Source organism: Microvirga alba (assembly GCF_015694465.1).
Classification (GTDB): Bacteria; Pseudomonadota; Alphaproteobacteria; order Rhizobiales; family Beijerinckiaceae; genus Microvirga; species Microvirga alba.
Window position 1 is genome coordinate 307,975 of record NZ_JADQDO010000004.1, and the last position, 6,280, is coordinate 314,254.

Genomic DNA, 6,280 nt, shown 5'->3' on the forward strand with positions numbered 1-6,280 from the left:
GATAATGTTTTGAGGACAACAGAAGGCGGCGCCCCCCGGGGCCGCCGCCTGAATGACTTACGCTGCCGACTTCAACCCGACATCCGGGAGCGCCGGGCGATTTTTGAGCGCCGCAGCCATCATCTTTTCAACAGCCGCGCGCTCATCGGGGCTGAGAGGAAGGCGCGGCGGCCGGGTCAGGTGCGAACCTCGACCCATGATGTGCTCGCACAACTTGATGCATTGCACCAGATCGGGGCGCGCATCCAGATGCAGCAGCGGCATGAACCAGTCGTAAAGCGACCGCGCTTCTTCATAACGCCCCGCCTTCGCGAGGCGGAACAGTGTCTCACCCTCACGCGGGAAGGCATTCGACATACCGGAAATCCAGCCCGCGGCACCCAACATCACGCTCTCGACGACGACATCGTCAAGACCGGCAAACAGGACAAAGCGGTCTCCGACCATGTTTCTCATGTCGGTGAAACGGCGCGTATCGCCGGAGGAGTCCTTGAAGCAGACGATCGTTTCACAATCGGCGAGAGAGACCAGGATCTCCGGCGTCACATCGTTCTTGTAGATCGGCGGATTGTTGTAAACCATGACCGGTAGGTCAGTGGCCTTTGCGACGCCGCGGAAATGCGCTGCCGTCTCATGGGGTTTTGAGGAATAGACCAGGGCTGGCATCACCATGACGCCATCGAGGCCGATCCGCTCCGCCTCCTTGGCCATCTCGGACGCAAACGCCGTCGTGAACTCCGCAACGCCCGCGACCACCGGGACCCGCCCCCGGGAGACATCCTTGGCCACCTCCATGACAGCAATCTTTTCAGAACGGGAGAGAGAGCAATTCTCCCCCACCGTCCCGCAGACGATAAGGCCCGATACGCCATCCTGGATCAGGCCGTCCATCACCTTGCGCGTCGCCTCGATATCGAGATCGAAGTTAGACTTGAACTGGGTCGTGACTGCCGGAAAGACGCCTTCCCAACTGATTTTCTTCGCCATTTCGCATCGCTCCCGCAAACAGGCTTGCATCTCAGAATGTAGATTGTATAAAATCTGCGATGTCAAGCATTCTGTTTTTTAAGATGCTATGGGAGAACGCCCCTTGCCTCTCGACGTTAAGCGATCTGATGGAACCCAAACCTTTGGCCGCCACTAAGCCAGCCAGGAAAACGCTTCGGCATAGGACCATGTCCGCCGCCGTCGCGGAGGCTTTGCGACAGCGGATCCTCGATGGAGAGTTCGCCGCCGGCTTTCAGTTGAGGCAGGACGCCCTCGCCGACGAGTTCGGCGTCAGCCGGATCCCTGTGCGCGAAGCCTTGATGCAGCTCGAAGCCGAGGGATTGGTAAAAATCCATCCTCACCGTGGAGCAATCGTCTCCGAGCTCTCGATCGGCGAGATAGACGAATTATTTGAACTCCGAACATTGCTTGAGCCGCGTCTCTTGAAGGCTTCGGCCCCCCGCCTGACCGAGGGAGACTATGTCAGGCTGAACGGCATTCTCGAGGAATATAGTTCGGAACTGCGAGCGAAACATGTCGGCCGGTGGGGAGAGCTGAATACGGAATTCCACATGCTGCTCTACCGCCACGCCGAGCGGCCACGTTCCATCGCGATCGTCGCGAACCTCCTCCAGGAATGCGATCGGCATACCCGACTCCAGCTATCCCTGACGGGGGGCATGGAGCGGGCCGAAGAGGAACATGCCGAAATTGTGAGGTTATGCGCACAAGGCAAAGTGAGCGCGGCCTGCGTGCTCCTCAAGCTGCATATCGACCATGTCGGCAAGTCGCTACAAGAGTTTCTACGAGATCGGCAGAAGGCCTGAGGCCGCGCACTGCGCTTCCATTCAACGAGAGATACATCCCATGTCAGGACACAAGTTAAACTTCATCGGCGGTGAATGGGTGGCGGGGGCAGATGCCTCGCCCGACATCAACCCCTCGAACACACATGACATGATCGGCGAATTTTCACGCGCCAGCGCAGCGGAGGCGGAGAGCGCCATCGCAGCGGCGTACGAGGCTTTCCCGGCTTGGTCGCGTTCCACGATTCAGCAGCGTCATGACATTCTCAAGAATATTGGCGACGAGATCATCGCCCGCAAGGAAGAACTCGGCCGCCTGCTCTCCCGAGAAGAAGGAAAGACGCTGCCCGAAGGCATCGGCGAAGTTGCGCGCGCGGGCCAGATCTTCCAGTTCTTCGCCGGCGAATGCCTGCGCATGGCTGGCGATAAACTTTCCTCTGTGCGCCCCAATGTGGATGTCGAAATTACCCGCGAACCAATCGGGGTTGTCGGGCTCATCACGCCTTGGAACTTCCCCATCGCGATCCCTGCCTGGAAAATTGCGCCCGCGCTGGCCTATGGCAACTGCGTCGTCTTCAAGCCCGCAGAACTGGTACCTGCCTCAGCCCATGCGCTCGCAGAGATCATCGTTCGCGCAGGTGTCCCGGCGGGCGTCTTCAACCTTGTCATGGGCCGAGGCTCCGTCGTCGGCGAAGCGATGCTTAAAAGCCCCCGCATCGCAGCCATTTCATTCACGGGATCCGTTGCGACAGGGCGCAAGGTCGCGCAAGCCTGCATAGGTTCGGATCCAATGAAGAAGATGCAACTCGAGATGGGAGGGAAGAATCCGCTCGTCGTGCTCGACGACGCCGACATCAAGATTGCTGTCGAATGCGCAGTGAACGGTGCATTCTTCTCCACAGGCCAGCGTTGCACCGCCTCGTCGCGACTGATCGTGACGGATGGCATTCATGATAAGTTCGTCGATGCCGTCATCGACCGCATGAAAGGTCTTGTCGTCGACGATGCACTCAAGCCCGGAACGCACATCGGCCCCGTCGTCGATCAAAATCAGCTCGACCAGGATCTGAGCTACGTTCGCCTGGGCAAGGATGAAGGCGCGACCCTGGCTTTTGGCGGCGAACTGCTCAACCGGGAAATGCCGGGCTTCTATCTCTCGCCCGCGTTGTTCACCGATGTCGACAACCGCATGCGTATTGCGCGCGAGGAGATTTTCGGGCCGGTCGCGACGGTGACGCGCGCCCGCGACTACGACGAGGCCCTTGCGATCGCCAACGATACCCCATTCGGCCTTTCGTCAGGCATCTGCACCACGAGCCTGAAACATGCGTCGCATTTCAAGCGCAACTCGGAGGCCGGCATGGTGATGGTGAACCTACCCACTGCCGGAGTGGACTACCATGTGCCATTTGGCGGCCGCAAAGGGTCGTCGTATGGGCCTCGTGAACAGGGACGGTATGCCGAGGAGTTCTACACCACGGTCAAAACCGCCTACACCTATAGCGGCACCTGACGGGACTGGCACAGGAGCGGGCGGATCGCCTCGGGGCCGCCCGCGCTTCCTCCAGTTGAAGCCTGGTCCGCAGATGTGAAAGCGGATTTCGTATTAAAATGTGCAGAAAATTGGAACTTCTAGGACCCTCGGCCTCATGATGCTGGTTTATTTTTCAGGGTCCGCACTCCGATAACTCACGACGACTTCATGCGCAGTCATATGAGACAGGCCAACCTCTTCGCACTCAACTCGATGCAGCGAGCCCCAAGGAGCGCACTGGGGCAGGTTGGATCGTCTTGCCATAAAGACCGCGATTGACCGGATCTGGCGACAGCGCATCCGTGATGCCGATGACGGTCTCCGCCGCCCCGAGGAGCAGCGCGCCATCGGGTGACATGGCATTCGACAATCGTTGCAACACGTCAGCCTTCGTCGGCAGATCGAAGTAGATCAGAACATTTCGGCAATAGACGATATCGAACGAACCGAGATGGCTGAAACTCTTGATGAGGTTGAGCGGCCGAAAATCCACCTTGGCGCGGATCTGCGGCGAGATCTGCCAATGATCCCCAACCTGAGTGAAATATTTCAGCAGCATCTGGATCGGGAGCCCGCGCTGCACCTCGAATTGATTGTAGAGACCAGCCTTAGCCTTCTCCAGCACCTCTGTTGAAATATCGGTCGCGACGATTTCGATCTGCCATCCCGCCACGCGCGGTGCGTTTTGATCGAGCAGCATCGCGAGCGAATAGGGTTCCTGCCCCGTCGATGCAGCGGCACACCAGACGCGCAGTCGGCGGGTGGACGCGCGTGCAGCGAGAAAACGAGGGAGCAGCACATCCCGGAAGAGATCGAAAGGCGCCTTGTCGCGAAAGAAAAACGTTTCATTCGTCGTCATTGCCTCGACGACCGCTGTTTCGAGGTCGCTGCGACGCCCCGTCTTGAGGTGTGTCGCCAGAAGCGAAAGATTGTCGATTGCGAACTGGCGGCAGACCGACCCAAGGCGGCTTTCCACGAGATATCGCTTCTCGGCCGTCAAGGAGAGGCCTGAGCGAGCCTTGAGAAAAGCGCACAGGAATTCAAAGTCGAGTTCTGTCATGGGTTCGACCCGGTGATGTAACCCTTGAGCGCGGGTCCAATGGCTTCGAGAGGAAGGATATCGTGCGCGAGGCCGGCCTTCGCGACTCCGCCCGGCATCCCCCAGACAGTGCTGGTGGCTTCGTCCTGAGCGAGGACAGTGGCGCCGGCACCGACGAGCGCGCGCGCGCCGTGCGTCCCGTCGGATCCCATGCCGGTCAGGACCACGCCAAGCGCTGCACTTCCGAACACGGACGCGGCATCGCGAAAGAGGACGTCGACGGCCGGTCGGCAAAAGTTAACCGGGGCACTGTCGTCAAGGCGGATAACCGGCTGCGCTGGACCCGGTGAAATCCCCATGTGACGTCCGCCGGGAGCGACAAAAATCGTTCCGGGAACGATCGGCTCCCCATCCCGCGGCTCGCAGGCGCGAACCCCGAGGAGGGCGCGCAGGTGATCGGCGAAAACCGTCGTGAACATCGGCGGCATATGCTGGACGATCAGGATCGGGATCCGTTGCAGCACCGGGCCGAGACCTGTCAAAACCTCTTCGATAGCCCTTGGCCCGCCAGTCGATGCGCCAATCAGAAGGTATTGCGGGCGAGTGAGGATCGGCTTTACCGCCGAACGAACGACAGACGCTCCGGCGCTCATCGTCGAACGCATGACCCGCCCTCGCGACCCGGCATGGGCGTTGAGCTTCTCAATGAGATCGCGGCGGAAATCCTCTGAAGTGCTCACCTGCCGACTTCCTTCGGGTTTCGCGAGATAGTCGACCGCGCCGAGGGACAGACATTTCAGGGATATTTCAGCATTGCGCTGAGTCAGAGTGGAGATGACGATAACCTTAATACCAGGCTGACGTTTGAGGAGCAGCGGCAGCGCCGCAACGCCGTCCATTTCGGGCATCTCAAGATCAAGAAGCACGATGTCGGGTTGGAATCTTTCCAGAGCATCCACCGCGATCCGGCCATTTGCGGCAGTTGTGACGACATCGAACTGCCCGGCTTCCGTCAACCAGCGTGCGATAAGGCCGCGAACAACGACGCTATCGTCGACGACCATCACACGCGTCCGCCGGCCTCCGGCAGGAGACGTTGAAGCAGCGGACTCAGTGATCATGAATCGGTCTCAAAGTTGAAATGAAGATGACGTGTGCTAGCAATACGATATGGCGGGCTACAAGAGACCGACTTCCTGAAATTTTGCCTCCAGAATGTCCTTGTCGAAGGGCTTCATGATGTACTCATTGGCGCCCGCTTGGAGCGCCCGGGAAATGTACGCTCCATCGTTTTCAGTCGTGCAGAACACGATTTTCGTATCGGCGCCGCCCGGCATTTGACGGAATCGCGTCAGGAACTCATATCCGTCCATGACGGGCATGTTCCAGTCGAGCAGAACCACATCGGGCATATCCGTCTGGCATAGCGACAACGCCCTCTCACCGTTTTCGGCTTCAGAAACACGAAATTTCATTTCTTCCAAAATTCGGCGCGAGACCTTTCGGATCACCGATGAATCGTCAACAACGAGGCAATGCTGCATAAACCCAAACTCCTCGGGCCGGGTTGAGAGGCCTTCTTGGTTTCGCCCGCGAGGACGACGACACCCCTAACATAGTCAGTAACCTGTCCTGAAGCTGGTGACATCGCCAAGACAGGTTGATGCCGGAGAAATTATGGTGATGTCGCAGGGCGAACCTGCGCATTCAGCAGCCTGGACGCCGGGCGGGACGCTATCGACCTCCCTATCCGAGACTTGCGGAGCGTCGGGCAATCTCGACGACTTGATCGGTTTATTGTTGGCAAGATTGCCACACCGTAACGGAAGGTGTGGGCGCGCGTGCGGAGCGGTCGGTTTGTCGTTGACGACGAAACGCCCGGGCGGCATTTTGAACTTGCCTACTGATTCGGAG

6 protein-coding genes are annotated in these 6,280 nt (G+C 59.0%); 2 read left to right on the top strand and 4 right to left on the bottom strand.

What is annotated here, in order from left to right:
- Window positions 1-57: 57 nt before the first annotated feature.
- On the bottom strand, window positions 58-987 hold the full coding sequence (locus I2H38_RS11215) for a dihydrodipicolinate synthase family protein (protein WP_196271925.1): 930 nt from the start codon (window positions 985-987) through the stop codon (window positions 58-60).
- Window positions 988-1,115: 128 nt separating this feature from the next.
- Here I2H38_RS11215 and I2H38_RS11220 point away from each other — a divergent pair, with 128 nt between their 5' ends.
- Window positions 1,116-1,814 (top strand): GntR family transcriptional regulator, encoded by a 699-nt coding sequence (locus tag I2H38_RS11220; protein ID WP_196271926.1) that lies wholly within the window; start codon window positions 1,116-1,118, stop codon window positions 1,812-1,814.
- 40 nt (window positions 1,815-1,854) lie between these two features.
- The gene (locus I2H38_RS11225; protein ID WP_196271927.1) at window positions 1,855-3,306 is read left to right on the top strand and encodes an aldehyde dehydrogenase family protein; all 1,452 of its coding nucleotides are present in this window, start codon (window positions 1,855-1,857) and stop codon (window positions 3,304-3,306) included.
- 226 nt (window positions 3,307-3,532) lie between these two features.
- Here I2H38_RS11225 and I2H38_RS11230 read toward each other — a convergent pair whose 3' ends face one another.
- The 3 genes from I2H38_RS11230 to I2H38_RS11240 form a co-directional block, all read right to left on the bottom strand.
- Complete coding sequence (locus I2H38_RS11230) at window positions 3,533-4,387, bottom strand: CheR family methyltransferase (protein WP_196271928.1); 855 nt, start codon at window positions 4,385-4,387, stop codon at window positions 3,533-3,535.
- Window positions 4,384-5,430, bottom strand: a complete 1,047-nt coding sequence (locus I2H38_RS11235; protein ID WP_196271929.1) for a protein-glutamate methylesterase/protein-glutamine glutaminase — start codon at window positions 5,428-5,430, stop codon at window positions 4,384-4,386. The genes I2H38_RS11230 and I2H38_RS11235 overlap by 4 nt, the downstream gene beginning before the upstream one ends.
- A gap of 114 nt (window positions 5,431-5,544) precedes the next feature.
- On the bottom strand, window positions 5,545-5,910 hold the full coding sequence (locus tag I2H38_RS11240) for a response regulator (protein WP_196271930.1): 366 nt from the start codon (window positions 5,908-5,910) through the stop codon (window positions 5,545-5,547).
- Window positions 5,911-6,280: the final 370 nt, after the last annotated feature.